The following is a 25,325-nucleotide window of genomic DNA, read 5'->3' on the forward strand; positions in this document are numbered from 1 at the left end:
AACTCTAATTTTTGCTAAAAATAGAAATGTTTGTATAGATTTTGCATCCGTTTTCGGTAAAATAGAGATATTGAAAGAATTTGAAATGGAGGGCCAATACATGATTGGACCAATTGTAAGAGAGTTATTACTGCAAAATCAAGAGACATTTTTGGTTCCGGCAGAAAACGTGGCAAATGTTATGTATCAACATCCGTTATCGCATGGACTATTAGTTTTATCGAAAGTTGGCTACACTAAAATCCCTGTGTTAGGGAAAGATGATCGCTTTGTTGGTCTAGTCAGTCTATCGAATGTCGTCAATAAGATGATGGACCTACAAACAATCAGTATGGAACCATTAGAAGGCCTAACAGTGGCTGATGTAATGGAAACCGATGTACCAACCATCGATGAAAATTGGGAACTAGAAGAAGTTCTCCATTTGCTAGTTGATGCTTCTTTCTTGCCAGTCGTCACAGAGGATAAAGTATTCAAAGGAATCATCACACGAAAAGAGTTATTGAAAGCAGTCAATTACATGGTACACGAATTAGAACGTCAAAATATCGTATCACCTAAAATAGATGTAGATGAATTAAGAGAAAGAATCGATATCGTTAGTTAAGATTTGAGCGGGAATCGTTTCAATAATAAATCAATAAAAGCTACATTAGAAAGCCAACCCTAAAGCAGGAAACAAGATCCTATCTGTGATTTTGTTTCCTGTTTTTTTGTATAAAAAAATTCTTGATATTCTAGTATATTGTGTTACTATATACTAGCACTTAGTAATAAAGAATAGTGAGATATAAATAGATGTTGGGTAAATAAACAGTTAAGAAAAATCCTATTTTTTAACCTATGTGAGGAGATTAGAAATGGAAGGAATTACAGAAATCCTAAAAGGTTCCCTTGAAGGATGTATCCTTGAAATTATTAGTCGAGGAGAAACCTATGGATATGAAATCACACAAACTTTACGTGAGCTAGGGTTCACAGAAATCGTCGAAGGCACCGTCTACACGATTCTTCTACGATTGGAGAGAAAGGGACTTGTGATAGTTGAGAAAAGAAAGTCTACGCAAGGTCCACCGCGAAAATTTTATCAGCTGAATCAATCTGGGAGAGAAGAATTAGAAATATTTTGGTCAAAATGGGAATTTGTATCGACGAAAATCGAAGAGTTAGGAAGGAAAAACAAATGAACTTTATGGATAGAATTACTGGTAATGACATGAAACGGGCAATGCAACGGATGCAAGAACAGGTCGAACAATTGCCTAAAGAGTACCAAGAAGCTTGGTTACAGATCCATACACATATTTGGTCATACGCGGATATCACTGGTCGGAATTTGATTCCTGTCCTTGAAAATATCGTGGAATTACTTGAAGTGACTGCCGCAGATCAATCAAGTGTCCAAGAAGTCTTTGGTGAAGATTATAAAGGATTTGTTCAAGCGTTAATAGGAGGAGAAGACTCCAAATTGTATCGAGACAAATGGCGTAGGCAACTGAATGAAAATGTCGAAAAAAAACTAGCAAATCTATAGGAGAAAACGAAAATGAATCTACAAGAGATGATCAATGAAAAACGAGAATGGCGTGGTCACGTAAAAAGAGTGAACAAGTTGCCGAAAGAATATCAGATCGTTTACAAAGAGATCCAAAATTATCTATTTAAAGTTGGTCCCGTCAATCTCAGAAAGAATGATTTTGGGATTTTGTATGAGTTGGTGGATCTTTTTGAACTAAGTGCGAATGAAGGAAAACACGTTTTGGCAATCACAGGTAAAGATGTCGCTAGGTTTGCTGATGAGCTAATCGGTGATACTCCAACCTATATGGATGGCGTGATGGCAGAATCCAATCAGAAAGTATCGAAATCGATTAAAAAGTGGATCAAGAAATAGTGTCAGCTAGTTAAAGGTGGAAGTAATCGATAAACATAAAAAAAGCGACTCTTAAAAGACAGATTTTTTAGTTTGTCTTTTAAGAGTCACATTAAAATCAAGGTGAGCGTAGAAACTATTTCAACACGATCGGTGTATTTGGAATGCTATAACCGGCAGCTGTCAGTTCTTTGACGTAAGAACTCAAAAATTCTTCTTTCAATTCGAACTGTTTACCATTCAAGACATAACAGATCGTCCGAATCGCAAAGTTACTATTGCCGATATCGACCAATCCAAAGATCGAGGGCTCTGTTTGTAATTCTTCTTCGTATTTCACAGCCAAGGTGTCATTGACTTTTTGAATGATCTCATAGATCTTATCATAACCTTCTTCCGGAACGATCCGAATATCAAGAACAACTTGCATATTGGAACGAGAGAGGTTGCTGATCGTTGTGATACTGCGGTTTGGAATGAAATGAACGGTACCATCAACACCTTTGAGTTGCAGAGTTCGGATACCAACTGATACCACGGTACCTTCGATGGTAAGATTCGTTAATTTGACATAGTCGCCAACGTCCATTTGTTGTTCCATGATAATAAAGAAGCCAGTGATCACATCACTCATAAAGCCTTGTGCCCCTAAACCTATGGCTACTCCGGCAATCCCTGCTCCGGCTAATAGTGAACCGATCGGCACACCGATCACGGAGAGGATGGCATAAATAAAGAAAAAACCAATCGTATAATTGAAAATGGTATTTAAAAGACTTTGTAACGTTTTTAAGCGGCTGCCGTTAAGAACGGTTTTTTTTGAATATTGTTTAAAAGACTTGTCGATCAAGTATTTACCGATTCGATTGATGAGCCCAAAAAGAATAATCAAAAAAACAAGGAATAATCCTTTTTGGATCATTGTAGAAAAAATCCCATCCCAATCAATATTATTCCAAAAACGTTGGAACGCATTGAGTTGACTGACCGCTTGATCTGTCAAATTTTCTCCGGTTGAGCTTGTTGTTTCTGCTGTAGCAATGAATGAAAACATAAAATCCCCTTTTCTAATTAGTCTCTTTTGTATTGTAACAAGAACAGCACAAAAATCAAAATAAATCATTAGATAAGTCCGCGTTGAGAGTTGCAATAACAAGTGGATAAAATAAACGATGACAAATGGGAGAGATAGTGCTAAAATATTTCAAAACTGACGATTGGTGGTATGAACATGCAAATAGATTGGGATAACTTAGGATTTTCTTACATCAAAACACCTTGGCGCTACGTTGCCAAATGGAAAGATGGAGAGTGGGAAAAAGGCGAATTGACCGAGGATAATTATCTGTCGCTTCATGAAGGATCGCCCGCACTTCACTATGGCCAACAGTGCTTTGAAGGATTAAAGGCTTATCGTAGAAAAGATGGAAAGATCAATTTATTCCGTCCAGAGCAAAACAGTCGTCGCTTGAACCAAAGTGCAAGACGTTTATTGATGCCTATGGTTCCAGAAAAAATGTTTGTCGATGCAGTGAAAGAAGTCGTAAAGGCAAATGAAGCCTTTGTGCCGCCTTATGGTTCAGGAGCAACTTTATATTTACGTCCTTTCCTGATCGGTGTCGGAGAAAATATTGGGGTTCATCCAGCGCCTGAGTATTTGTTTGTGGTTTTCTGTACGCCTGTAGGAGCCTATTTCAAAGGTGGGTTGAAACCAACGAACTTTATCGTTTCTGGTTATGACCGAGCTGCTCCAAATGGTACGGGAGCTGCCAAAGTAGGTGGGAACTACGCAGCAAGCTTGTTACCAGGGACTGAAGCGAAAGAATTGAATTATTCAGATTGTGTTTACCTAGATCCAGCGACCCATACAAAAATTGAAGAAGTCGGCGCGGCGAATTTCTTTGGTATTACTAAAGACAATCAGTTCATCACACCGCAATCGCCTTCGATTTTACCAAGTATCACGAAATATTCCTTGTTGCAGATTGCGGAAGAGCGTTTAGGACTTGAAGCAGTTGAAGGGGATATCTATATCGATCAACTTGACCAATTTGCTGAAGCAGGGGCGTGTGGAACCGCAGCGGTGATTTCACCGATCGGTGGGATCTACTATAAAAATGATTTACATGTCTTTTACAGTGAGACAGAAGTAGGACCAGTAACTAAGCGCTTGTATGAGGAATTAACGGGTATCCAGTTTGGTGATATCGACGCACCAGAAGGTTGGATCGAAGTCGTCGAATAATGACTTGCTGTAAAAATAACTACAAAAAAAATCAGCTCTCACATAGGAGGGCTGATTTTTTTTAGTGGATCAAGATAAATGAACACCTTTATCTACGTAAATGATATCACCGATGATCCCGCTAGATAAGGGACTGATCAAGAAGGCACAAGTATTTCCGACTTCTTCGATCGTCACACCTTGTTGATCAGGTGTGCGTGATTCGGATAACTCGATCAATTTTTGATAATCCTTCACACCAGTCACTGCTAATGTTTTGATTGCACCAGCTGAGATCCCATTGACACGGATTCCTTTAGGTGAAAATTCAGCAGCTAAGTAGCGAATGGCAGCTTCTAGTGATGCTTTTGCAATCCCCATCATATTATAGTTAGGGATAGCACGTTGTGAACCAAGGTAAGACATACTTACGATCCCGCTGTTAGGAGCTAAGTATTTTTGGGCATACTTCGATACAGCAATCAATGAATAGCTACTGATATCTTGTGCTAATTGGTAACCATCTCTTGAAATATCAGAAACGTTACCTGAAAGCTCTTCTTTGTTGGCATAAGCAACAGCGTGGACCAAACCATGGATCTCGCCAGCATATTCACCAATCGTAGCCATCGCTTTTTCGATGCTCTCATCGCTAGCAACATCGCATTCCACTGTGAATGCATCTTCACCGACTAATTTGACTAACGATTTCTTCATACGTTCATTTTGGTACGTATAGATGATCTCAGCGCCTTGTTGCATCATTGCTTCCGCACAACCCCAAGCAATACTACGTTTATTCGCAACACCCATGATCACGATTTTTTTTCCTTCTAAAAAAGACATATAGACACTCCTTTGATTCAATAAAAGTTTTGTTTGACGATAATATAAGTGCAAAAAAATAACTTCTTGATTTCTTATTATTCAGTAAAATGCTTTGATTGTCAAACTATTTTTTTGATGAATAAAAAATGATTGCCAAATAATCAAGAATATGATACTTTGATAATCAAAGTATTGATTACGGCAATTGCCCGAAAGAAGGAGTAAACTATGTCATACGCATTATCAGCAACGGAAGTAATGGATCTTATTCCAAACCGATACCCAATTTGTTACATCGATTACGTGGATTCGATCGATTCAGGAAAGAAGATCATTGCAACAAAAAATGTAACGATCAATGAAGATTTTTTCCAAGGTCATTTCCCTGACAATCCTGTCATGCCAGGAGCGTTGATCCTAGAAACCCTTGCACAAGCAGGTTCGATCTTGATTTTAAAATCAGAAGAGTTCCTAGGCAAACGTGCGTATATCGGCGGGATCAACAAAGCAAAATTCCGCCAAAAAGTCGTTCCTGGAGATGTGATGAAATGTCATTTTGAGATCATCAAAATGAAAGGTCCTGTAGGGACTGCGATTTCTGAAGCTTTTGTTGACGATAAAAAAGTGTGTGAATGTGAATTTACATTTATCGTTAATGAGCAAGCATAAAGATGATCTTACAGTTTAAGAACACATCGAGAAGTTCTTAAAGAGTAAAAATAGATGGAATAGGGGAGTTGAAAGTAGCTCTTCGCAAAATGAATCATCTCTAGGATAGTTTTTTCTATCCATGGATGGTTCTTTTTTGTTTTAATTAAGGCCGCTATTGAAAAGATTAAGTTTTTATAAATTTAAAAATGAAACTAACTCTTTTTTATAGAAAATAAAAAAATAGTTCTAATACCATAGGGAAAAAAGGTGAAGCAAAAAACTCCTTAAAAGCGATGTACTTTTAAGGAGTTTTTTGCTGTTTCAGCAGTAAGTTCTCAATCGTCTGCTTATTTTGCTTCCTGTAAGATGTTGATTTTTTCGATCTTCACATCTTCTGTTGGTTTATCTGAGCTATCTGTTTCAACAGCAGCGATCGCATCAACAACGTCCATACCTTCAACGACTTGACCAAAGACAGTGTATTCACCATCTAAGCTAGGGTAGCCGCCATTTTTATAAGCGTCAATGATGGCTTGTGGGTAATCATCTTTCAATAAACCATCATGCATGTCATCAGAGTTTTGTACGATGAAGAATTGGCTGCCATTACTATTCGGGTCTTGTGTACGAGCCATTGAAAGGGCGCCGCGGATGTTATACAGTTGGTTTGAGATCTCCGTTTCGAAACCTTCTCCCCAAATACTTTCTCCGCCAGTTCCGTTCCCTTCAGGATCGCCACCTTGGATCATAAAGTCTTGGATGACACGATGGAAAGTGACGCCATCGTAATAGCCATCTTTGGCATGAGTCATAAAGTTCTCCACAGCTTTTGGTGCAAGCTCTGGGAATAGTTTGATCTTGATCGTTCCTTTAGTTGTGACCATTTCAACTAGATCTTCGTTATCAGCGACTTCTGTATTCAATTGAGGTAACTCTAAAGAATTTAAATCAATGCTTTCTACAGTGCTAGTCTCTGTTGTTTTTTCTGTTGATTCTTTCGTACTTGAAGATGCGGTATCTGAACCGTTCGACGTACAACCAGCTGCAAATAATAGCGTTGCAGCCATACTCATAGTTAAAAATAATTTTTTGTGTTTCATAAGTAATTCCTTTCTTTTTTTGTTCGTTGTTATCTTTAATGATAGCAAATTATCAGATAAATACCTACTCTTTTTCGAACAATAAACGAAATTATTTAATAAATACTAAAAGGTGTAGACCATTTGAAAGCGGTTTGTTATAATGTAAGTGGATACAAAAACGCACATCCAGGAGGGTATCAACACATGGGAAAATTAGGAATTTCAATTTATCCAGAACGTTCAACGTTTGAAAAGGACAAAGAATATTTAGATTTAGCACATAAATACGGATTTAAACGTGTATTTACAAGTTTATTACAAATTGCGGATGATAAAGAAAAAGTCTTAGCAGACTTTAAAAAAGTAGTCGATTATGCCAATCAATTAGAGATGGAAGTCATGGTCGATATCAATCCAGCGTTATTTGAACAGTTAGAGATCTCATATGATGATCTATCGTTCTTCGATGAGATGGGCGCCGACGGCATTCGTTTGGACATTGGATTTACTGGAGCAGAAGAAGCAAAAATGACTCGTAATCCATACAATATCAAAATCGAGATCAATATGAGTTCAGGTACGAATTATGTTGACAATATCATGAGCTATTCACCGAACACAAATAACTTATTAGGTTCACATAACTTCTACCCTCATCGTTATTCCGGGTTAGGCTATGATCATTTTGTTGCTTGTTCGGAGAAATTCCGTAAATATAATTTGAATACGATGGCTTTCGTAAATTCACAAACAGCTGACTTTGGCCCATGGCCAACTCAAGACGGACTTTGCTCATTAGAAGACCATCGTGATCTTGAGATCGCAACACAAGTCAAACACTTGATGTTGACAGATTTGATCGATGATATCTCTGTAGGGAATGCTTATGCGAGTGAAGAGGAATTACGCGCAATGTCCGAGGCTTTCTTTGCAAGCTATCCTACATTAAAAGTTGATGTAGCAGAAGATATCACAGAAGACGAACGTATTTGTTTATTCGATAACCTTCATAGTTATCGTGGGGATCGCTCAGAGTATATCTTGCGTTCAACGATGACACGTATCTATTACAAAGACAAACCATTCCCAGCACATAACACAAAAGATATGACGCGTGGGGATGTATTGATCGATAACGTTGGTTACGGTCAATATAAAGGCGAAACACAAATTGCCTTAAAAGAAATGAAGAATGATGGACGTGTGAACGTAGTCGGACGAATCTCAGACGATGAGTTATTCTTACTTGATTTCTTAAAACCATGGTCAAACTTCAAGTTGATCGAAAGCAAATAATTGTGTAATGATAAATATTGAAAAGACCTGTAAAGCTCTGATCGCTTTATGGGTCTTTTCAATGACGATTATTATTTATTCTAGATTGCATCACACGTCCTCTTTGTTTATACTAATTTTAGATAGTACATCAATGTAAAAGCAAGGAAGGTATAAGATGAAACTTTGGATCAAAATTTTAATCGGCGTGACATTACTCGTGACAGTCGTATTAGTCTTTGCGGGTAATTATTTTTATAACTATGCCGTTGTTCCTTCAGAAAAAGACTTTTTAGAAGGCGATACTCCTGGCACAACAAAAACAAATGAAGAGTCGAGTGCACAATCTTGGTTTGCGAACCCTGACAATCGTAAAGAGTGGCAACAAACATCTGCGGATGGGTTGAAGCTATCAGCCATCTATCTACCAGCAACAGACAGTCATAAGACAGCAATTGTTGCTCATGGATATATGGGGGATGCGGAAACGATGGCAAATTACGCAAAGATGTTCCATGATCTTGGCTATAACGTATTAGTACCTGATGCCCGTGGACACGGAAAAAGCGAAGGAGATTATATCGGTTTTGGCTGGCACGAACGGAAAGATTATGTGAAATGGATCGATCAAGTGCTTGAAACAAACGGCCAATCCGAAGAAATCGTTTTATATGGTATCAGTATGGGGGCAGCTACTGTGATGATGACTAGCGGAGAATCACTGCCTACAAATGTCAAAGCGATCATCGAAGATTGTGGCTATTCCTCTGTTAACGAAGAATTGGCTTATCAGCTCAATGAATTATTTGGCTTACCACCGTTCCCACTGATCCAAGTAACTAGCTTGATGACGAAAATCAGAGCCGGTTATTTCTTCGGTGAAGCTGATGCAATCAAACAATTAGAAAAGAACAAATTACCTATGCTATTTATCCATGGAGATGCGGATACATTTGTTCCTTACGAAATGTTGGACAAAGTGTATCAAGCGACGAATGGACCAAAAGAAAAATATGTCGTCCCAGGAGCAGAACACGCCAAAGCCTACTCAGTTGATCCTGAGAAATATCAAAAGACTGTAAGTAATTTTTTAGAAAAATATGTAAACTAGCGGTTGTGACCGAAGTGTTTCTTAAAGAACTTTAAGTACTTTCTAGAAACTTTTGGTCACAACGTTTTATTTTGTCTCCATTCGTTCTTGCAGTAAAATAAAGAAAGAGTCAGGAATTTCCGTGAAACTTTCAGTTTAATGATGGACAAACGGGCCATTCACCGATAAAATAGACAGGACTTGTGTTTATTGTGGAAATTCAGGTAGTCAGTATAGTTAGAATAGATAAAAGGAAATAGGAGGACGATAATATGTCCATGTTTTTAGATCAAGTAACGATCGACGTGAAAGCTGGCAAAGGCGGCGACGGGATGGTTGCATTTCGTAGAGAAAAATATGTACCTGATGGAGGACCGGCTGGTGGCGATGGTGGTCAAGGCGGCGATGTGATCTTAGTTGTTGATGAAGGGTTACGTACGTTGATGGACTTCCGTTTCAACCGTCACTTTAAAGCTCAGCCTGGTGAAAATGGTATGAGTAAAGGGATGCACGGACGTGGTTCAGATGATACGTATGTCAAAGTCCCTCAAGGAACAACAGTACGTGATGCAGAAACAGGAGCACTTTTAGGTGATTTGATCGAAGATGGTCAGACCTTAGTAGTGGCAAAAGGTGGTCGCGGCGGTCGCGGAAATATCCGATTTGCTTCTCCAAGAAACCCTGCACCGGAAATTGCTGAAAATGGCGAACCCGGTCAAGAACGTAAAATTGAATTAGAATTAAAAGTACTAGCAGACGTGGGTCTCGTTGGCTTTCCTTCAGTTGGAAAATCGACCTTGCTTTCTGTGATCTCTTCGGCAAGACCAAAAATCGGTGCGTATCATTTTACTACCCTTGTGCCAAATCTAGGAATGGTCACTACAAGTGACGGACGTAGTTTTGCAGCGGCGGATCTACCAGGTTTGATCGAAGGAGCTTCACAAGGCGTCGGCTTAGGCACACAGTTTTTGCGTCATATCGAGCGTACTCGTGTCATTTTGCATGTCATTGATATGAGTGGAATGGAAGGGCGCGATCCTTATGAAGATTACTTGGCGATCAACCATGAGTTGTCTTCTCATAACCTGCGCTTGTTAGAGCGTCCACAGATCATTGTGGCAAATAAAATGGATATGCCAGATGCAGAAGAAAATCTAGTGAAATTCAAAGAACAATTGAATAAAAACAAAGAAGATGAATTTGCCGATGACCTGCCGGTATTTCCAATCTCCGGTGTGACTCGTAAAGGACTGGATGCGTTACTGAATGCGACAGCTGATCTATTAGAAGTAACACCAGAATTCCCATTATACGAGGAAGAGATCGAAGAAGAAACTGTGCACTATGGTTTCAATCCAGAAGGTCCTGAATTTACGATCGATCGTGAACCAGATGCGACATGGGTATTGTCAGGTGAGAAGATCGAGAAGTTATTCCAAATGACTAACTTTGACCACGATGAAACGGTTATGCGTTTTGCTCGTCAATTACGTGGGATGGGTGTCGATGAAGCGCTGCGTGCCAGAGGTGCAAAAGATGGTGACTTGGTCCGCATAGGTGAGTTTGAGTTTGAATTTGTCGAATAATTTTTTGGTACACCACATATCTAGGTGACTAGGTAGTCGTTCAGCTCCAAGCAGTAAGGCGAAATTTGAGAAAATAATCGTTCATTTTTTCAAGTTTTGGCTTACTCTCTTAGGAGTAGTTTTTTTAAAACGTTTATCAGATTTTAGGAGTTGACGAATGTCATACTCCTTTTTTTGTATGCTGCGTTATTTTTTAAAGGTTTTCCCTTTTATTTTTGTTTATTCCAAGGTACACTAAAAGAAAATGAGAAAGAGGCGATCTCCATGAGCAAACGAGTGATCATATTGAATTTTGAGTTAGAAAGTCAAGCCTACCAAGCATTTTCTGAAATCAAGAAGCTTCACATGACGAGAGCGATCAAAGGCGAACAAATGGCGGTCATCAGCCATCAGTCTAATGGTGCTCATCAATTCAAAATCGAAGACTTTTTAGATTTTACTGGCAATAATAAATCCTCTAAAGGTGGTCTGATCGGGATGCTAGTTGGCGTTTTAGGCGGCCCATTAGGGATCTTACTAGGATGGTTTGCGGGCGGAATGATCGGTGCCAGCCAAGATGCGAAGGAAATCAAAGATGCACAAACGGTGTTTGATTTTGTCGGTAATAAGATCGGTGAAGGATCAACCGGTCTGATCTTGATCGCAGAAGAAGAGGACAACCGACCATTGAACCAACTGGTGATGATGGAATTAGGTGGAGAAATCACTCGATTGGATTATGAAGAAGTAGAACAAGACGTTCATGATGCAACAGAGGTAGAAAAACATGCAAAAGAAACAGCGCAGAAAAATTGGGATGAAAAGCACAAAAAGCCAACTGATGGATCAGAGGATGTTACACCTTCTGAATAATAAATAATAACGTATGAACTATAGATAGTAGCATAGATACAATCTTTTCATTCTAAAGAGAACTTTTCTAACAAATATCCTGCGAATTTCAGTTGATTGTCGGCTGATTTTACCCTAGAATTAATAAGAATGAATAGAAAGTCAGGTAAATTATGGAACTAGAATTTTTAGGTACAGGCGCAGGGGTTCCTGCTAAACATCGAAATGTCTCAAGTATCGCATTGAAACTTTTGGACGAACGAAACGAGATTTGGTTGTTTGATTGTGGGGAAGGCACACAAATGCAGATCCTACGAACGAATATCCGCCCAAGAAAAATAGAAAAAATCTTTATCACTCATCTTCACGGTGATCATATTTTTGGTTTGCCAGGTTTGATCAGTAGTCGCTCATTTCAAGGTGGCGAAACACCTTTAGAAATCTATGGGCCCAAAGGAACGGAAGCATTCGTACGCAATGCGTTGACGATTTCTCAAACAAAACTGGGATATCCACTTGTGTTTATTGATCTATCAGAAGAGCAAGCTATCTTTGAAGACGCGCACTTTTCTGTGTATGCAAAGAAATTAAGTCATGGTATCGATAGCTATGGATATCGGATCGTTGAGCATGATCACAAAGGCGAATTACAAGTTGATAAGCTCAAAGAACTGAATATTCCGGCTGGTCCCATCTATGGCAAACTAAAAAAAGGGGAAACAGTCCAATTAGAAAATGGGCAGCTCATCAACGGACGTGATTTTGTCGGTCCAGACAAAAAAGGCCGAATCGTGACGATTTTAGGAGATACTCGAAAAACGACGAATTCTGTTTTATTAGCAAAAGATGCAGATGTCTTGGTACATGAAAGTACGTTTAATAAAAACGAGGCAAGAATGGCCCATAATTATTTCCATTCAACGACTCATCAAGCCGCAGAAGTGGCAAAAGAAGCAAATGTCAAAAGATTATTACTGACTCATATCAGTGCGAGATATCTAGGGAAAGCAACACAGGAACTTGAACAAGAAGCACAAGAAATCTTTCCAAATACAAAAATCATGAAAGATTTTGAGGTTGTGGATGTTCCGTTTCAAGAGGAGGAAAAAAGTTGAATTTAGAAAATAAAGTCGTTTTAGTCACTGGCGGTTCTGGTGGCTTAGGTGCACAGATCTGTTACGAAGCAGCAAAACAAGGCGCAATCGTTGTCACGTGTGCTAGAAGAATCCAACAAATCGGCGAAGTGAAGGCGGTTTGTCAAGAATTAAGTGGAAAACCAGCATTTGCGTTTCAACTAGACGTTAGCGATCCTGAAAGTGTAGACGAACTTTATGCGAAAGTGATGACTGAGGTCGGACATGTTGATATTTTAGTCAATAATGCTGGATTTGGTATATTTGAAGATTTCTTATCCTTTGACTTAGGCAAAGCTTACGATATGTTTGAAGTCAATGTTTTAGGGATGATGGTATTGACGCAAAAATTTGCGATCGATATGGCAGAAAGACGTCAAGGACATATCATCAATGTGGCATCCATGGCAGGAAAAATGGCGACAGCTAAATCGACCATCTATTCCGCTACTAAATTTGCTGTTTTAGGCTTTTCTAATGCATTACGTTTAGAGTTGAAGCCATTAGGCGTCGCAGTCACGACGGTAAATCCTGGACCAATCGAAACGGAATTTTTTGATAAGGCTGATCCAAGTGGAAGCTATTTGGAAAAAGTTGGGCACCTTGTTTTAGATTCAACAAAGCTCGCGCAAACGATCGTGCGTGCGATGAAACATCCGAAACGTGAGATCAATCAGCCGTTATTGCTTGAGATCGCGTCGAAATTTTATACACTTTTCCCAACCATTGGAGATTATTTTGCAGGTGGAATTTTTAATAAAAAGTAGGTGAAGTAAATGAAAAAGCAAGGTAGTGTGATCGTTGGTTTTTTACTTGTACTAGTCATCGTCGTGTTCGCTGTATTGAATAATCAAAATGTTCCTGTAAGCTTTGGATTTGCTTCTTTTAATGCGCCATTGATTTTAGTCATCATTGGTTCCGCATTGATCGGTGCATTGATTGTCTTTTTAACAGCCTTTACGACACTATGGCAACAAAAGAAACAACTGAAACAATTAACGAAAGAATTAGCAGAAAATCAAGCGGACATCCAAAAGAAAATCGAAGAGGCAACAGAAGAACAAAAAAGAGAATTCCGCAATGAGCGTGCCGAATTAGAAGCAGCGTATCAAGCGGAATTACAAGCGAAACAAATGCAGATCGAGCAAATGAAAACTCCGTCTGAGACACCTTCTCAAACACCAAAGCAAAGTGTCAATTACTTTGATTGATCATGGATAACTGATGGTTTTCTGAAAGTAAATAGAATAAAGTGGTAGAAATCACTGTATCAAAAATCAAACAGAGGATTTTTTACTCAATTTCTAAAAGGCAACCAAAGTAGGCAAACGAATCTGTTTTGTCTACTTTGGTTTATTTAAGTTGGAGATGTCAGAATCTAATCTTCTGAAATTCTTTTTTTTAGAGAAGACGTTTGCTATAATGACTAAGTTAGGGGTGAGTATGTGAGACGAGCAAATTTTGATTGGAAGGTCAATGAAACAACACCTTCTGAATCTTTTATCCAAATAATCAAACAACAAGGATTGTCTCCTCTGATCGGGCAACTGCTTTGGCAAAGAGGATACCGAGAGGAAGAAAGTATCCATCGGTTCTTACATCCAAAAGAGCAAAAGTTGCATGATCCATATTTGATGTTTGATATGGACAAGGCAATCAGCCGTATCCAAGAAGCCGTGATCAATGGTGAACAAATCTTAGTTTACGGAGATTATGATGCAGACGGCATCACCAGTGCGACCGTCATGAAGGAAACGTTAGAATTGCTTGGTGCCCAAGTGGAAGTCTTTTTACCTAATCGATTTGAACATGGGTATGGACCTAATCTAACCGTTTATCAAGAGAAAATAGCCGCAGGGACTCAATTGATCGTGACTGTCGATAATGGGGTAGCTGGGCATGAAGCAATTGCTTATGCGCAACAACAGGGAATAGATGTGATCGTGACAGATCATCATGAGTTGCCGAATGAATTACCGGCGGCTTATGCAATCATTCATCCTCGCCATCCGAAAGGCAATTATCCTTTTGGAGAATTAGCAGGTGTCGGTGTCGCATTTAAAGTAGCGACTGCTTTGTTGGAAGAACCACCGGCAGAATTTTTAGACTTAGTCGCAATTGGAACGATCGCGGACCTGGTCTCTATGACCGATGAGAATCGTACGTTAGTCGCGTTAGGTTTAGAGGCGATTCGTCATACTGAGCGTGTGGGCTTACAAGCATTATTTGCCAAAAGTAGTGTACGCACGAATGAAGCGGATGAAACGATGATTGGTTTTTCTATTGCTCCACGATTAAATGCCATTGGTCGCATGGGAGATCCTAATCCAGCGGTTGAATTATTAGCCACATTCGATGAAAGCCAAGCACAGACATTAGCCGAGCAGCTACAAACGGTCAATGAAGAACGTAAAGCCATCGTGGAGCAAATCACCTCAGAAGCATTAGCGATGATCAATGAAGAGAATCAGATCCATTTATTAGCACATCCAGGTTGGCATGAAGGTGTACTAGGGATCGTCGCAGGGAAAATCATGAACCAAACAGGGAAACCAACAATCGTTCTAGGGATCAAAGACCAAACAATCGCAAAAGGCTCAGGTAGAAGTATCGAAGCGTTGAATCTTTTCGATATGCTGAATGAGATGAGTGAATTGTTTACATTTTTTGGTGGCCATCACGCAGCAGTCGGTTTAACGATGCCAGCGGAAAATATCCCTCAATTACAAGAACGGATGAATGCCTATATAGAAGAAAAGAAAATTGACTTGTCCAAGGGTCCTGTGTTGACGATCGATGAGGTCGTCTCGCCAAAAGATGTGACGGTCGAACAAATCGCTACATTGAAATCACTTGCGCCATTCGGAACAGATAATCCTGTACCCAACTTTTTATTCAAACAGGTTGCTGTCCAAAATGTGAAACGAATCGGCTCGAACCAACAGCACTTGAAGCTTTCTTTAGTAGATGAAGAGAGTCAATTAGATGCCGTAGCGTTTGGCTTTGGTCCGCAAGAAAATGAGTTTTTAGATGATTCACTTGATATCGTCGGACAGTTATCGATCAATGAGTGGAATGGACGCAAAAAACCGCAGCTGATGGTTTCCGACTTTGCAGTAGAAGGATTGCAAGTGTTTGATTGGCGAGCAAAACGTTACCGAACGCTAGCAAATGAAATCGAACATCCGATTTATTTAGCTTTTGATGAAGCATCGATCAAAGAACTAAATGAGTCGATACAAAAGCAAATCATTCTTTGGTCAGATAAAGAAACGATCAAAACATGGATTGAGGAAAATAAACCAAATTCACTAGTTGTGATCGATTGTCCAACTGACTTGATCGACTTGAAAGAGATATTGTCTTTTGGGGCATTTAGTCGAGTTTACTTCTTAGGAATTTCTGTAGATGAAGCATACTTGAATGGTGTAGGAACTAGAGAACAATATGCTAGACTCTTCAAATTGATCCATGCACAAGAACGGATCGATATCCGACACAAGTTAGGTGCGATTGCCAACTATTTGAAAATCCCACAAAAATTATTAATTTTTATGATACAGGTGTTTTTTGAGTTGAAGTTTGTTACAATAAACAATGGTGTTTTGGAGAAAGTCGCAGATCCAGCGAGTCATCCATTGACTGCAAGTGACCGCTATCAGGAGCGATTGAAAAAAATCAAATCAGAGGAATTCTTACTGTTAAGTGACATTCCCACAATAAAAAAATGGTTAACAACCTAGGAGGAAACAATAAAGTGGACTTAAAAAATTATATTGCTAGTATTCCTGACTATCCGTCAAAAGGAATTATATTTAGAGATATCTCCCCATTGATGGCTGATGGAGATGCTTATCGTGAAGCAACGAAGCAGATCGTTGACTATGCGAAAGAAAAACGTATCGACATGGTCGTTGGACCAGAAGCACGCGGATTTATCGTAGGTTGTCCAGTTGCTTATGAATTAGGTGTGGGCTTTGCTCCTGTTCGTAAAAAAGGAAAATTACCTCGTGAAACAATCGAAGTGACTTACGGACTTGAATACGGTACAGATACCTTGACGCTGCACAAAGATGCAATCCAACCAGGGCAAAGAGTCTTGATTTGTGATGACTTATTAGCAACAGGTGGAACAATCAAAGCAACGATCGAATTGATCGAAGAGCTTGGCGGAGTCGTTGTTGGATGTGCCTTTTTGATCGAGTTGATGGACTTGCATGGCCGTGATAAAATCGAAGGCTATGACATGATCACTTTAATGGAGTATTAATCAAGTAATAGAGTATTGAATAAAAAGAATCCCTACTACAAACGCATGGACAGTTTGTGGTAGGGATTTTTGTTGATTGAGGATATGACACATTGACTGAACAAATGTGTGATAGGAACAGATAGCTAGTTTGTCGATAACAAAAAGCAAACGAGCGATCATCGTTTGCTTGGACGGAATATTTATAGAAGCGATCTTATTTTTTACGAGTGCCTGGAGCTGTAATAGGTTTCGTGATAGAAGGCGTCTTCATGTGATTGACGACGTTGTGATTGACGGTATTTTTTTTCATCCCACAACATGAACCACAATGTAAACAAAGGAACAAAAACCAACAGCGCTGTACGTAGACCAAAATTACCAATAATAATACCTAAAAACAAAACGATCAATACTAAACCAAAACGTCTCATTGATTTCATGATATTCACCTCTTTATAGAATGCGAACAAAAGTTCGTACTATTAGTATACGAACTTTTGTTCGGTTTGTAAAGAGGGAAGTTCAAAAAGAACAAAACATCTAGCAAAACAGGAAAAGAAGAGCTTGAGATCATGGTCTCAAGCTCGTAAATAAATAATTTTACTATCTTCTTGGATTAATAAATATGGCTGCGGTAAAGACCAACGACTCGACCTAAGATCGATACCTCATCTAAAATGATCGGTTCCAGTAAATCATTTTCAGGTTGTAAACGGAAATGATCTCTTTCTTTATAGAAACGTTTGCATGTTGCTTCGTCTTCTGCAGTCATCGCAATGACGATGTCACCATTTTGTGCAGTTTCTTGTTTACGGACAATGACATTATCGCCATCTAATATCCCAGCATTGATCATACTTTCTCCGCGGATCGTCAACATGAACAGACTGCCTTCTTCTGACGAAAGATTTGGTGGGACTGGAAAGAAGTCAGAAGCTTCTTCGACAGCTAGTATAGGCTCTCCGGCTGTAACAACGCCGAGAACAGGGATCGTCGATGGGCGAATCCCGATTTTTGATAATCCTTGTTGCGTCAATTCGATTGCACGTGGTTTCGTAGGGTCTCTTTGAATAAAGCCTTTTTTCTCTAATCGGGCAAGATGACCATGGACTGTTGAGGTAGAAGAAAGCTGAACAGCTTCTCCGATCTCGCGGACGGTCGGTGGATAGCCTTTTCGGGTCACTTGTTCGTGAATATATCGTAAGACTTCGATTTGTCTTGTTTCAGTTTGTCGGGCCACAAGGTACACCTTCTTTCACTTGATAAGTAAATAGTACCATAGAAAATGTACGATTTCAAACAAATGTTCGCATTAAAACCTATTGATGTAGTTGTTTTTTTTTCATTTTTTATATAAGATGTAGGAGAAGCAAAAGCGAGGAGGAATAGTTGTGTTATCGCCTGAAAAAATCGAACGTATCAATCAGTTAGCTACAAAGAAAAAAGCAGAAGGATTGACTCCAGCTGAAGTCAAAGAGCAAGCGGAATTACGGGAAGCATATCTGACAGCCTTTCGTTCTGGCATGAGACATCATATCGAAGGAATGAAAGTCGTCGATCCTGATGGAAATGATATTACACCGGATAAATTGAAAGAAATCCAGAAGAAAAAAGGCCTCCACGATCGAAATAGCAAGTTTTAGTAAAAAAAACTAAAAGTCGTTGCTTTTTTAGAGGAGATACTATAAAATTAGAAGTAGAAATATAGGTAAAAAAAACCTAAATTACAGGAGGGGTTACATTGTTTGATAAAATTGATCAGCTTGGTGTGAACACGATCCGTACATTGAGTGTCGATGCAGTACAAAAAGCAAATTCAGGACATCCGGGGTTACCAATGGGTGCCGCGCCAATGGCTTATGCCCTTTGGACGAAACACTTGAAAGTGAATCCGAAAACTTCTAAAAACTGGGCAGACCGTGACCGTTTTGTCTTATCAGCGGGACATGGTTCAGCGATGTTGTACAGCTTGTTACACTTAGCAGGGTACCAAGTGACGATCGATGACTTGAAACAATTCCGTCAATGGGATTCAAAAACGCCAGGACACCCTGAGGTCAATCATACGGACGGCGTCGAAGCAACGACTGGTCCGTTAGGTCAAGGGATCGCAATGGCTGTGGGAATGGCAATGGCAGAAGCGCATCTAGCGGCGACCTATAACAAAGACCAATTCAATGTCGTTGATCATTATACGTATGCGTTATGTGGTGATGGCGACTTGATGGAAGGCGTGTCTCAAGAAGCAAGTTCGATGGCTGGTCATATGAAACTTGGTAAATTGATCGTTTTATACGATTCAAATGATATTTCTTTAGATGGACCAACCTCAAAAGCCTTCACTGAAAATGTAGGTGCACGCTATGAAGCTTACGGTTGGCAACATATCTTGGTCAAAGACGGCAATGATTTAGAAGCCATCTCAAAAGCAATCGAAGAAGCGAAAGCCGAAACAGACAAACCGACATTGATCGAAGTAAAAACAGTCATCGGATTTGGTGCTCCAAATCAAGGAACTTCTGCGGTCCATGGCGCACCACTTGGCTTAGAAGGTATCCAAAAAGCCAAAGAGATCTATGGTTGGGAATACCCTGACTTTGCCGTACCAGAAGAAGTAGCGGAACGTTTCCGTCAAACGATGGTTGAAGAAGGCGAAAAAGCTGAAAATGCTTGGCGTGAGCTGTTCGCAGCATACAAAGCAGCGTATCCAGAATTAGCGCAACAATTCGAAGATGCGTTTGCTGGGAAACTACCAGAGAATTGGGATGCAGAGCTTCCAACATACGACGAAGGTGAAAGCCAAGCCAGTCGTGTTTCAAGTAAAGAGATGATCCAAGCATTATCAAAAGCAATCCCAAGCTTCTGGGGTGGTTCTGCCGATCTATCCGGATCAAACAACACGATGGTCACAGCAGACAAAGACTTCACGCCTGAACACTATGAAGGCCGCAACATTTGGTTCGGTGTTCGTGAGTTTGCGATGGCATCAGCGATGAACGGGATCCAATTACATGGCGGTACACGCATCTATGGAGGGACATTCTTTGTCTTTGTGGATTACTTGCGACCAGCTGTACGTTTAGCAGCGATCCAAAATACGCCAGTCATTTATGTCTTGACCCACGATTCTGTAGCAGTTGGTGAAGATGGTCCGACGCATGAGCCAGTGGAACAATTGGCTTCGGTTAGAAGTATGCCAGGTGTCCATGTCTTACGTCCAGCGGACGGGAACGAAACTCGTGCGGCATGGAAAGTAGCGATGGAATCCACAGATACACCAACGATCTTAGTCTTGAGTCGTCAAAATCTACCAGTTCTTCCAACAACGAAAGAAGTGGCAGATGACATGGTCAAAAAAGGTGCTTACGTCTTGTCTCCTGCCAAAGGGGAACAACCAGAAGGAATCTTGATCGCGACAGGTTCAGAAGTGGATCTAGCTGTTAAAGCGCAAAAAGTATTAGCGGAACAAGGAAAAGATGTTTCAGTGGTTTCAATGCCAAGTTTTGATTTGTTCGAACAACAATCCGCAGAATATCAAGAAAGTGTCTTGCCAAAAGCTGTGACGAAGCGTGTTGCGATTGAAGCAGCTTCACCATTCGGTTGGGAACGTTATGTGGGTATCGAAGGTCAAACGATCACAATTGATCATTTTGGCGCTTCTGCTCCTGGAAACAAAATACTTGAAGAATTTGGTTTTACAGTAGATAATGTAGTCAACGTCTTCAATCAATTATAAACAAATACTGAAAGCAGTTCGATTGGAGTGCTTGGAGATTTTTTCCAAGCCTCCAATTTTCTATTTTTTTGAGTACAAATAAGAAAAGAATCAATCGTTTTTTTATTACTATTGTGTTACTTTTTGATTACTTGGAGATTACAAAAAGTAAATAATTGAAGATTCGTTTGAGTTTCAATAAAATAAAACGTATAATTTAAATGATTAAGTTTCGTTTAAGAGGAAGTTTTATTTACTGTTTCATTTGAGGAGGAATTTGAATGCAAGAGCTGAGAACCCGTAGCGCTCGACACCATAGGCCCAAAAGGAAAATGACCATTAATAAAAAAGCCATTGCACCTTTAGTGGGTACAAGCCTATTAGTTGGGCCAATGTTGGTCACAGCAACACCACAAACTGTACGCGCGGATGAACTAGATGTCGCATCTTCTGCCGATCCGCAAGCATTTATCAATCAAATCGGATGGGCTGCTTCTGAAGTCGCAGCAAGCAATGACTTATATGCATCTGTCATGATTGCACAAGCATTACTTGAAAGTGCATATGGTACATCTGGATTATCAAGTGCACCGTATTACAACTTATTTGGAGTCAAAGGTAGCGCAGGTCAATCTGTGGTGTATATGAATACTCAAGAATATTTGAATGGCCAATGGGTAACGATGAACGAACCGTTCCGTCGCTATTCATCTTATTGGGAGTCATTCCAAGACCATGCAAATGTTTTACGTTCAACAAGTTTTTCTACAGGCGATTATCATTATTCAGGTGTATGGAAAAGTAATACAACCAGCTATTATGATGCAACAGCTTATTTAACTGGACGATATGCTACAGATCCTAATTATGCATACAAATTAAATGAATTGATCAGCACGTATAATCTGACTCGCTTTGATACACCATCGACTGGTTCGACGACAACTAGTACGACAAGTACCACAACAACTAGTACAACAACCTCTACAACGACTACGACAAGTAGTAACCAAACGTATACAGTCGTCTCTGGAGATACACTTTGGGATATTGCTCAAAAATTCGGTATGTCCGTCGATGATCTTATGGCGAAAAATGGCATGACAATGTCAAATTATTCATTATTGGTTGGTCAAGAAATCAATGTTTAACTTTATAGTATGTTAAAAACAGAGGCACATCTTTTGATGTTCCTTTGTTTTTTTGCTTATCCAGTAAGAATCACTCGCAGAAGTACCATTTTTGTATTATGATTAATAGAGAAGTAAATGAAGGGGGAAACAACATGACACAGATTTATCAGTCCATCACAGAATTGATCGGTAAAACACCTATCGTTCGATTAAATAAAATGGTTCCAGAAGGAGCTGCAGATGTTTTTGTTAAATTGGAATTCTTCAATCCAGGTGGAAGCGTGAAAGACCGTATTGCCTTGAATATGATTGAAAAAGCAGAACATGATGGGATATTGAAACCGGGTGATACGATCATTGAACCAACTTCAGGAAACACTGGTATTGGTTTAGCGATGGTCGGTGTAGCAAAAGGGTATCATGTGAAACTTGTCATGCCTGAAACGATGAGTATCGAGCGTCGTTTATTGATGAAGGGCTACGGAGCAGAACTTGTTTTGACTCCAGGAACGGAAGGAATCAGTGGCTCAATTAAAGAAGCAAAACGTTTAGCTGAAGAAAATGGCTATTTCTTACCTTTACAATTTGAAAACCCAGCTAATCCATTAGTTCATGAAAAAACAACTGGCCCGGAAATCCAAGCAGCATTTGGTGTGAACGGTTTAGATGCATTTGTCGCTGGAATCGGTACCGGTGGGACTATCACTGGTGCGGGTCACGAATTGAAACGTATCAATCCAGCCCTGAAAATCGTTGGAGTTGAACCAGCGGAATCTGCTATTTTGGAAGGAAAAGAACCTGGTCCACACAAAATCCAAGGAATCGGAACGGGTTTTGTACCGGATACGTTAGATACGAATGTGTATGATCAAGTCTTATCTGTATCTAGTGAGCAAGCAATGGTAACAGCACGCCGGATGGGTCAGGAAGAAGGAATCTTAGTTGGTGTTTCAGGCGGTGCCGCAGTTGAAGCAGCGCTTAATGTAGCAAAAGAACTAGGTGCTGGAAAGAAAGTTCTAGCTATTATTCCTGATAATGGCGAACGTTATTTGTCTACTCCTTTGTATCAGGACATGTAAGTCTAAGTGAAAATCTGAATAAAAAGTGTAAAATAATGGTGAAACATCCGTTATTTTACACTTTTTTTGCATAAATCAGGCAAAATTATAAAATTCTTTCCTTTTTCTTTCCATAATATGTAGATTTAAAAAAATAAAAATAGTATGATAATAAAAGAACAATAAGGTGGGGTTTTGTTTATATGGAAAATAAAAAAGTAGAAGCGGCGATCGAGCAGCTGAAAAAAGAAAATATTCGGATTACGCCGCAAAGATACGCAGTTTTAGAGTATCTGATCGAGCATCGTTCACATCCAACTGCAGATGAAATCTACAAAGCGCTTGAGCATCGCTTTCCTAATATGAGTGTTGCAACAGTTTACAATAATTTACGGTTATTCACATCGATCGGGTTTGTTCAAGAAATGAAATATGGTGACGCTTCAAGCCGATTTGATTTTAGTTCACAAAGACATTATCATGTGATTTGCCAAAATTGCGAGACGATCGTTGATTTTCACTATCCTGGATTGGAAGATATTGAAATGGCGGCGGGACGCTTAACTGATTTTGAAATCCATGATCATCGTTTAGAATTATATGGGTTATGTCCGAATTGTAAAAAATAAATCATGCGACGATTGGAATCGTCGACAAGGTCAAATGACTTTGTCGACGGTTTTTGTTTTTAGTGTTCTTCTTATGATGTACAGGAGCATAAGGGATTTCAACACCTGTAAAAGTAAGAAGAAAAAATCCCATCGGTTTTTGAAGATGTATAGATATTTGTTAGATTTTTTTTTGCTATTTCGTATTCATTCACAAGCGTATATGGTTTAGTTAAATAAATCACAAAAGGAACGTTTATTTGTCGCTGTTTTAAATCGAAAATGCGCAAAATATGATAAGTAAGCACTTGTGAATTCACAAGCATAAAACTGTTGGATACGTTTTAATTTTGCTATAGTAAAAACTGTCAAAGAACAAATCGTTTATCGGAGGGACACACATGAAAGTAGTAGTAATCGGCTGTACCCATGCAGGAACAGCAGCAGTAAAAAGCATCTTAAAAAATAACCCAGAAGCAGATGTTACAGTTTATGAACGTAACGACAATGTTTCATTTTTATCTTGTGGGATCGCATTGTATGTTGGAGGCGTCGTGAAAGACCCAGCTGGCTTATTTTATTCAAATCCTGAAGAGTTAGCTTCATTAGGTGCGAAAGTAAAAATGGAGCATGATGTCACTGATGTTGACACAGAAAACAAACAAGTTACAGCGAAAGATCTAAAAACTGGCGAAACTGAAACAGTTTCTTATGACAAATTAGTAATGACTACTGGTTCATGGCCAATCATTCCGCCAATCAAAGGGATCGAATCTGAAAATATTCTATTATGTAAAAACTATAACCAAGCAAACGAAATCATTGCAAAAGCAGAAGAAGCGAAGAAAGTAGTGATCGTTGGTGGTGGTTACATCGGGATCGAATTAGTCGAAGCGTTTGTCGAATCTGGCAAAGAAGTGACATTGATCGATGGTTTGGATCGTATCTTGAATAAATATCTTGATAAACCATTTACCGATGTGTTAGAAAAAGAATTGGTTGATCGTGGAGTAACTTTAGCTTTAGGTGAAAACGTTTCTGAGTTCATTCCAGATGAAAATGGCAAAGTGAAACAAGTAACTACAGCTAGCCAAACATTTGATGCGGATATGGTTATTTTGTGTGTTGGTTTTAGACCAAATACAAAATTAGTTGAAGGTAAAGTAGAAACATTACCAAACGGCGCGATCAAAGTAAATGAGTACATGCAAACAAGCAATCCGGATATTTTTGCAGCTGGGGATTCAGCTGTTGTCAATTACAACCCAAGTGGCACTCAAAACTACATTCCTTTAGCGACAAATGCTGTCCGTCAAGGGTTATTAGTAGGAAATAATTTAACAGAGCAAAAAATGGCTTACCGTGGTACACAAGGAACTTCTGGTTTGTACTTGTTCGGTTGGACGATCGGTTCAACAGGTGTGACAACAGAAAGTGCACCAATGAATAACTTGGATGTCCAAGCAACATTATTCGAAGATAACTACCGTCCAGAATTCATGCCAACGACTGAAAAAGTCATGATGGAATTAGTCTATGAAAAAGGAACAAATCGTATTGTAGGGGCGCAATTCATGTCTAAATACGATATCACTCAATCTGCTAATACGATGTCATTAGCGGTTCAAAATAAAATGACTGTTGAAGACTTAGCTCTATCTGACTTCTTCTTCCAACCTCATTTTGACCGCCCTTGGAACTACTTGAATCTTCTTGCACAAGCAGCGCTAGGAGAAATCGAGACAGCTCAATAATTGGTTAAAGCGTGATAGATGAACCATCTGGAAGCAATATTGTTTCTAGATGGTTCTATTTTTTTCGAACATTATTGGCTATTGAAAGGTCAAAACTGATCATTGACACTTTTTGTTTTATTTCTCACGAGATAGGAACGGTTTGTTGCAGACTTCACCAGTTGCAATTAGTTGTTTTCCTTTGTTTTTTTTGTCAAAATAATAGATGTAATTAATTTCCGACTAAGCAGAT

26 protein-coding genes are annotated in these 25,325 nt (G+C 39.3%); 21 read left to right on the top strand and 5 right to left on the bottom strand.

Annotation, left to right across the window (positions count from 1 at the left end; genetic code table 11):
* The first annotated feature begins 100 nt into the window (after positions 1 to 100).
* From cbpB to CUS89_RS13325, 4 genes are all read left to right on the top strand, one after another.
* Complete coding sequence (gene cbpB, locus CUS89_RS13310; RefSeq protein WP_071867815.1) at positions 101 to 607, top strand: cyclic-di-AMP-binding protein CbpB; 507 nt, start codon at positions 101 to 103, stop codon at positions 605 to 607.
* Positions 608 to 860: 253 nt separating this feature from the next.
* Positions 861 to 1,187, top strand: coding sequence for a PadR family transcriptional regulator (locus tag CUS89_RS13315; protein ID WP_104872477.1), 327 nt, complete (start codon positions 861 to 863; stop codon positions 1,185 to 1,187).
* Positions 1,184 to 1,534 carry a DUF1048 domain-containing protein gene (locus tag CUS89_RS13320; RefSeq protein ID WP_104872478.1) on the top strand — a complete coding sequence of 117 codons (351 nt, stop codon included), beginning with the start codon at positions 1,184 to 1,186 and terminating at the stop codon, positions 1,532 to 1,534. Before CUS89_RS13315 ends, CUS89_RS13320 begins: the two co-directional genes overlap by 4 nt.
* A 12-nt stretch (positions 1,535 to 1,546) precedes the next feature.
* Positions 1,547 to 1,894, top strand: coding sequence for a DUF1048 domain-containing protein (locus CUS89_RS13325; protein ID WP_104872479.1), 348 nt, complete (start codon positions 1,547 to 1,549; stop codon positions 1,892 to 1,894).
* Positions 1,895 to 2,009: 115 nt separating this feature from the next.
* Here CUS89_RS13325 and CUS89_RS13330 read toward each other — a convergent pair whose 3' ends face one another.
* Positions 2,010 to 2,927, bottom strand: coding sequence for a mechanosensitive ion channel family protein (locus CUS89_RS13330; protein WP_104872480.1), 918 nt, complete (start codon positions 2,925 to 2,927; stop codon positions 2,010 to 2,012).
* 177 nt (positions 2,928 to 3,104) lie between these two features.
* Between CUS89_RS13330 and CUS89_RS13335 the strand changes: the two genes are divergently transcribed.
* Positions 3,105 to 4,118 carry a branched-chain amino acid aminotransferase gene (locus CUS89_RS13335; protein WP_104872481.1) on the top strand — a complete coding sequence of 338 codons (1,014 nt, stop codon included), beginning with the start codon at positions 3,105 to 3,107 and terminating at the stop codon, positions 4,116 to 4,118.
* A 69-nt stretch (positions 4,119 to 4,187) separates the two neighbouring features.
* Here the strand turns inward: CUS89_RS13335 and fabI are convergent, their stop codons facing one another.
* Positions 4,188 to 4,943 (bottom strand): enoyl-ACP reductase FabI, encoded by a 756-nt coding sequence (fabI, locus tag CUS89_RS13340; protein ID WP_104776853.1) that lies wholly within the window; start codon positions 4,941 to 4,943, stop codon positions 4,188 to 4,190.
* Between the two features lie 210 nt (positions 4,944 to 5,153).
* On the opposite strand from fabI, the gene fabZ reads away from it, so the two are divergent.
* Entirely contained in the window at positions 5,154 to 5,594 is a 441-nt protein-coding gene (fabZ, locus tag CUS89_RS13345) for a 3-hydroxyacyl-ACP dehydratase FabZ (protein WP_010735583.1), read from the top strand.
* 329 nt (positions 5,595 to 5,923) lie between these two features.
* On the opposite strand, the gene CUS89_RS13350 is transcribed toward fabZ, so the two are convergent.
* Positions 5,924 to 6,676, bottom strand: coding sequence for a peptidylprolyl isomerase (locus tag CUS89_RS13350; protein WP_065095902.1), 753 nt, complete (start codon positions 6,674 to 6,676; stop codon positions 5,924 to 5,926).
* 186 nt (positions 6,677 to 6,862) lie between these two features.
* Between CUS89_RS13350 and CUS89_RS13355 the strand changes: the two genes are divergently transcribed.
* From CUS89_RS13355 to CUS89_RS13395, 9 genes are all read left to right on the top strand, one after another.
* The gene (locus tag CUS89_RS13355) at positions 6,863 to 7,954 is read left to right on the top strand and encodes a DUF871 domain-containing protein (protein ID WP_104872482.1); all 1,092 of its coding nucleotides are present in this window, start codon (positions 6,863 to 6,865) and stop codon (positions 7,952 to 7,954) included.
* Between the two features lie 157 nt (positions 7,955 to 8,111).
* Positions 8,112 to 9,044 (top strand): alpha/beta hydrolase, encoded by a 933-nt coding sequence (locus CUS89_RS13360; RefSeq protein WP_104872483.1) that lies wholly within the window; start codon positions 8,112 to 8,114, stop codon positions 9,042 to 9,044.
* A gap of 251 nt (positions 9,045 to 9,295) precedes the next feature.
* Positions 9,296 to 10,609: a GTPase ObgE gene (obgE, locus tag CUS89_RS13365; protein ID WP_104776808.1), complete on the top strand. Its 1,314-nt coding sequence runs from the start codon at positions 9,296 to 9,298 to the stop codon at positions 10,607 to 10,609.
* 264 nt (positions 10,610 to 10,873) lie between these two features.
* The gene (locus CUS89_RS13370; RefSeq protein WP_104872518.1) at positions 10,874 to 11,461 is read left to right on the top strand and encodes a DUF1269 domain-containing protein; all 588 of its coding nucleotides are present in this window, start codon (positions 10,874 to 10,876) and stop codon (positions 11,459 to 11,461) included.
* A 152-nt stretch (positions 11,462 to 11,613) separates the two neighbouring features.
* On the top strand, positions 11,614 to 12,555 hold the full coding sequence (rnz, locus tag CUS89_RS13375; RefSeq protein WP_104872484.1) for a ribonuclease Z: 942 nt from the start codon (positions 11,614 to 11,616) through the stop codon (positions 12,553 to 12,555).
* Positions 12,552 to 13,340 (top strand): SDR family NAD(P)-dependent oxidoreductase, encoded by a 789-nt coding sequence (locus CUS89_RS13380; RefSeq protein ID WP_104872485.1) that lies wholly within the window; start codon positions 12,552 to 12,554, stop codon positions 13,338 to 13,340. Before rnz ends, CUS89_RS13380 begins: the two co-directional genes overlap by 4 nt.
* A 9-nt stretch (positions 13,341 to 13,349) precedes the next feature.
* On the top strand, positions 13,350 to 13,784 hold the full coding sequence (locus CUS89_RS13385) for a lipopolysaccharide assembly protein LapA domain-containing protein (protein ID WP_104872486.1): 435 nt from the start codon (positions 13,350 to 13,352) through the stop codon (positions 13,782 to 13,784).
* Between the two features lie 234 nt (positions 13,785 to 14,018).
* A complete protein-coding gene (gene recJ, locus CUS89_RS13390; RefSeq protein WP_104872487.1) occupies positions 14,019 to 16,316 on the top strand; it encodes a single-stranded-DNA-specific exonuclease RecJ in 2,298 nt (765 codons plus the stop codon).
* Positions 16,317 to 16,330: 14 nt separating this feature from the next.
* Entirely contained in the window at positions 16,331 to 16,843 is a 513-nt protein-coding gene (locus tag CUS89_RS13395; RefSeq protein ID WP_010735573.1) for an adenine phosphoribosyltransferase, read from the top strand.
* Between the two features lie 203 nt (positions 16,844 to 17,046).
* Here the strand turns inward: CUS89_RS13395 and CUS89_RS13400 are convergent, their stop codons facing one another.
* Complete coding sequence (locus CUS89_RS13400; RefSeq protein ID WP_104776806.1) at positions 17,047 to 17,265, bottom strand: hypothetical protein; 219 nt, start codon at positions 17,263 to 17,265, stop codon at positions 17,047 to 17,049.
* Between the two features lie 176 nt (positions 17,266 to 17,441).
* On the bottom strand, positions 17,442 to 18,065 hold the full coding sequence (gene lexA / locus CUS89_RS13405) for a transcriptional repressor LexA (RefSeq protein ID WP_181055373.1): 624 nt from the start codon (positions 18,063 to 18,065) through the stop codon (positions 17,442 to 17,444).
* 151 nt (positions 18,066 to 18,216) lie between these two features.
* On the opposite strand from lexA, the gene CUS89_RS13410 reads away from it, so the two are divergent.
* The 6 genes from CUS89_RS13410 to CUS89_RS13435 all read left to right on the top strand — a co-directional run bounded on the left by CUS89_RS13410 (position 18,217) and on the right by CUS89_RS13435 (position 25,093).
* The gene (locus tag CUS89_RS13410) at positions 18,217 to 18,468 is read left to right on the top strand and encodes a DUF896 family protein (RefSeq protein WP_104776804.1); all 252 of its coding nucleotides are present in this window, start codon (positions 18,217 to 18,219) and stop codon (positions 18,466 to 18,468) included.
* A 98-nt stretch (positions 18,469 to 18,566) separates the two neighbouring features.
* A complete protein-coding gene (gene tkt, locus CUS89_RS13415; protein ID WP_104872489.1) occupies positions 18,567 to 20,561 on the top strand; it encodes a transketolase in 1,995 nt (664 codons plus the stop codon).
* Positions 20,562 to 20,821: 260 nt separating this feature from the next.
* Positions 20,822 to 21,691 (top strand): glucosaminidase domain-containing protein, encoded by an 870-nt coding sequence (locus CUS89_RS13420; RefSeq protein ID WP_019724201.1) that lies wholly within the window; start codon positions 20,822 to 20,824, stop codon positions 21,689 to 21,691.
* Between the two features lie 134 nt (positions 21,692 to 21,825).
* The gene (gene cysK / locus CUS89_RS13425; RefSeq protein ID WP_104776802.1) at positions 21,826 to 22,752 is read left to right on the top strand and encodes a cysteine synthase A; all 927 of its coding nucleotides are present in this window, start codon (positions 21,826 to 21,828) and stop codon (positions 22,750 to 22,752) included.
* A gap of 182 nt (positions 22,753 to 22,934) precedes the next feature.
* Positions 22,935 to 23,360: a Fur family transcriptional regulator gene (locus tag CUS89_RS13430; protein ID WP_019724202.1), complete on the top strand. Its 426-nt coding sequence runs from the start codon at positions 22,935 to 22,937 to the stop codon at positions 23,358 to 23,360.
* Positions 23,361 to 23,740: 380 nt separating this feature from the next.
* Positions 23,741 to 25,093 carry an NADH oxidase gene (locus CUS89_RS13435; RefSeq protein ID WP_010735565.1) on the top strand — a complete coding sequence of 451 codons (1,353 nt, stop codon included), beginning with the start codon at positions 23,741 to 23,743 and terminating at the stop codon, positions 25,091 to 25,093.
* The last annotated feature ends 232 nt before the right edge of the window (positions 25,094 to 25,325 follow it).

Source organism: Enterococcus mundtii, from assembly GCF_002947535.1.
Classification (GTDB): Bacteria; Bacillota; Bacilli; order Lactobacillales; family Enterococcaceae; genus Enterococcus_B; species Enterococcus_B mundtii_B.

What these genes read in the sequence shown, in the direction of transcription:
- CUS89_RS13420 (WP_019724201.1), top strand. Translation starts at nt 20,822, where the DNA reads ATGCAAGAGCTGAGAACCCGTAGCGCTCGACACCATAGGCCCAAAAGG.
- CUS89_RS13320 (WP_104872478.1), top strand. Translation starts at nt 1,184, where the DNA reads ATGAACTTTATGGATAGAATTACTGGTAATGACATGAAACGGGCAATG.
- fabZ (WP_010735583.1), top strand. Translation starts at nt 5,154, where the DNA reads ATGTCATACGCATTATCAGCAACGGAAGTAATGGATCTTATTCCAAAC.
- obgE (WP_104776808.1), top strand. Translation starts at nt 9,296, where the DNA reads ATGTCCATGTTTTTAGATCAAGTAACGATCGACGTGAAAGCTGGCAAA.
- CUS89_RS13335 (WP_104872481.1), top strand. Translation starts at nt 3,105, where the DNA reads ATGCAAATAGATTGGGATAACTTAGGATTTTCTTACATCAAAACACCT.
- CUS89_RS13385 (WP_104872486.1), top strand. Translation starts at nt 13,350, where the DNA reads ATGAAAAAGCAAGGTAGTGTGATCGTTGGTTTTTTACTTGTACTAGTC.
- CUS89_RS13350 (WP_065095902.1), bottom strand. Translation starts at nt 6,676, where the DNA reads ATGAAACACAAAAAATTATTTTTAACTATGAGTATGGCTGCAACGCTA.
- CUS89_RS13330 (WP_104872480.1), bottom strand. Translation starts at nt 2,927, where the DNA reads ATGTTTTCATTCATTGCTACAGCAGAAACAACAAGCTCAACCGGAGAA.
- cysK (WP_104776802.1), top strand. Translation starts at nt 21,826, where the DNA reads ATGACACAGATTTATCAGTCCATCACAGAATTGATCGGTAAAACACCT.
- rnz (WP_104872484.1), top strand. Translation starts at nt 11,614, where the DNA reads ATGGAACTAGAATTTTTAGGTACAGGCGCAGGGGTTCCTGCTAAACAT.
- CUS89_RS13360 (WP_104872483.1), top strand. Translation starts at nt 8,112, where the DNA reads ATGAAACTTTGGATCAAAATTTTAATCGGCGTGACATTACTCGTGACA.
- fabI (WP_104776853.1), bottom strand. Translation starts at nt 4,943, where the DNA reads ATGTCTTTTTTAGAAGGAAAAAAAATCGTGATCATGGGTGTTGCGAAT.
- CUS89_RS13355 (WP_104872482.1), top strand. Translation starts at nt 6,863, where the DNA reads ATGGGAAAATTAGGAATTTCAATTTATCCAGAACGTTCAACGTTTGAA.
- CUS89_RS13435 (WP_010735565.1), top strand. Translation starts at nt 23,741, where the DNA reads ATGAAAGTAGTAGTAATCGGCTGTACCCATGCAGGAACAGCAGCAGTA.
- CUS89_RS13430 (WP_019724202.1), top strand. Translation starts at nt 22,935, where the DNA reads ATGGAAAATAAAAAAGTAGAAGCGGCGATCGAGCAGCTGAAAAAAGAA.
- CUS89_RS13370 (WP_104872518.1), top strand. Translation starts at nt 10,874, where the DNA reads ATGAGCAAACGAGTGATCATATTGAATTTTGAGTTAGAAAGTCAAGCC.
- CUS89_RS13325 (WP_104872479.1), top strand. Translation starts at nt 1,547, where the DNA reads ATGAATCTACAAGAGATGATCAATGAAAAACGAGAATGGCGTGGTCAC.
- cbpB (WP_071867815.1), top strand. Translation starts at nt 101, where the DNA reads ATGATTGGACCAATTGTAAGAGAGTTATTACTGCAAAATCAAGAGACA.
- CUS89_RS13400 (WP_104776806.1), bottom strand. Translation starts at nt 17,265, where the DNA reads ATGAAATCAATGAGACGTTTTGGTTTAGTATTGATCGTTTTGTTTTTA.
- CUS89_RS13315 (WP_104872477.1), top strand. Translation starts at nt 861, where the DNA reads ATGGAAGGAATTACAGAAATCCTAAAAGGTTCCCTTGAAGGATGTATC.